Raw genomic sequence first — 1,985 nt, forward strand, 5'->3', positions numbered from 1 at the left:
CGCCAGCCGCAGCCGCATCCAGGATGCGGACTTTGCGGCGGAGACCGCGGCTCTCTCGCGCGCGCAGATCCTGCAGCAGGCGGGGGTGGCCATGGTGGCCCAGGCCAACCAGCTGCCGCAGAATGTCCTGGCTCTGTTGCGGTGAAGGCGACATGAGGCTGCAAGGGGTGGCAACCGGACGGGCCACCCCTTTTTCGGCTTGACTGGATTACGGTGGCGACGCATACTGAGTCCACGGCACCCTTCAAGGAGGTTGAGCCATGCCCACCATCACGTCCACCGGTATCGGCAGCGGACTAGACGTCAAAAACATCGTTTCCCAGCTGGTGGAGCTTGAAAAACGGCCGCTAAGCAGCATCCAATTGCGCACAGCCGCGGCACAAGCTCGCTTGTCGGTCGTCGGTCAAATCAAAGGGCAGCTAGCGGCCCTTGACGACAGCTTGCGGGCCCTGACGCTGGGCAGCACCTACAACGCCATGACCGTCAAAAGCTCATCGCAGGCGGTTGCTGGCTCGGCGGCGTTCACCGCGACCCCAGCCTCCTACAACGTCCAAGTCCAGCAGCTGGCCCGCGGGCAAGTCGCCCAATCGGCAGTCATCAGCGGCGGGCCTATCGGGTCGGGCACGTTGACGATCGAAATGGGCGCATGGCAAAGCGGCCCTACCTTTCAAAGTGCTGGGAGCCCCATTACCGTCACCGTTAACGCCACCGACACCTTAAGCGACATCGCCAACAAAATCAACCAAGCCACCACGTCCGTGCGGGCTGTTGTGTTGAATGATGGAGGCGGTCAACGGCTGGTCATCCGCTCCACCGGCACTGGGGAAAATCAAGGGTTCCGCATCCAAGTGTCGGACAATGATGGCAATGACACGGATAACCTTGGCTTATCCCGTCTTGCTTACGATCCTGAGAACAGCACGGCTGGACTAACATTAACTCAGAGCGCGCAAAATACCGTTGCGCTCATCGATGGCGTTTCAGTCACCTCGTCTGACCGCACCATTGCCAACGCCATTCCGGGCGTGACGCTGACGGTGTCGGAAGTCACATCTCAACCGGTGACGGTCGAAGTCAAACAAGATCAAGACAGCGTCAAAAAAGCCCTGCAGGCCTTTGTTGACGCCTACAACAAGCTCAACAGCACGCTGTCCGATGCGTTGAAATACGACGCGAAAAGCGGACAAGCGGGCCCCTTGCAAGGCGACAGCGCCGTCGTGGCGCTGCAATCGGCTTTGCGCCGGATGATCTTTACCGACAACCCCGCCAATCCGACGATGCGCACATGGTCGGATATTGGTGTTGAGATGCAGCGTGATGGGTCGCTCAAAATCAATGAGAGCAAATTGTCAGCAGCGCTAAACAACCCTTCCGATCTGCAAAACATGCTGGCGGGCACAAACGGCCCAACCCAGGGCCTTGCCCGTCAATTCCGCGATTTTACGACCGGTGCGCTGGCCAGCGACGGCCGCGTCAACAGCAAGGTTAAGGCCATTGAAAACGAAATCGGCCGCCTCAACGATCAAGCCAAGCGCATCAACGAAAAGGCCAGCCGCACCGAAGAGCGGCTGCTCGAGCAATACAGCCGTCTGGATCGCAACCTCGCCCGCCTCAACAGCCTTGGGCAATATGTGGGCCAGCAGATCGCCCAGTGGAACAAGACCCCATCACGCTGACGATCTCAAGGCAAGACCAGAAAAACACCCCGTTGGGGGTGTTTTTTTTTGCTTTAGCTGCGCAAAGATCGCTGAAGATACAAGCACCTGTGCACTCCTCGCGGTCGGCATGCATCGCTGCCTGAGTGGGAACGTGGTTTAAAGCCTGCGGCTTGAGAGGGTGACAGGCCACGACGAGTCAAGCAAGGAGCACGGACATGCCACAGGTGATCAACACGAACGTGATGTCGCTGAATGCGCAGCGCAACCTCAATGGTTCGCAGGCGGCGATGGGCACGGCGCTGGCGCGGTTGTCGTCGGGCCTGCGCA

At 59.4% G+C, this 1,985-nt stretch carries 3 protein-coding genes; all 3 read left to right on the forward strand.

Going from position 1 to position 1,985, the window contains the following annotated elements:
- On the forward strand, positions 1-145 hold a 145-nt coding region (locus Talka_RS11810; RefSeq protein ID WP_281289658.1), incomplete at its 5' end, for a flagellin.
- Positions 146-260: 115 nt separating this feature from the next.
- Positions 261-1,676 carry a flagellar filament capping protein FliD gene (fliD, locus tag Talka_RS11815; protein WP_143891514.1) on the forward strand — a complete coding sequence of 472 codons (1,416 nt, stop codon included), beginning with the start codon at positions 261-263 and terminating at the stop codon, positions 1,674-1,676.
- A 197-nt stretch (positions 1,677-1,873) separates the two neighbouring features.
- Positions 1,874-1,985: flagellin N-terminal helical domain-containing protein (locus Talka_RS11820; protein ID WP_484421949.1), on the forward strand; the 112-nt coding region annotated here is incomplete at its 3' end.

The organism is Tepidimonas alkaliphilus, assembly GCF_007556595.1.
GTDB classification, from domain to species: Bacteria; Pseudomonadota; Gammaproteobacteria; order Burkholderiales; family Burkholderiaceae_C; genus Tepidimonas; species Tepidimonas alkaliphila.

Excerpts from the sequence above, each read along its gene's own strand:
- fliD (WP_143891514.1), top strand. The coding sequence starts at position 261 with ATGCCCACCATCACGTCCACCGGTATCGGCAGCGGACTAGACGTCAAA.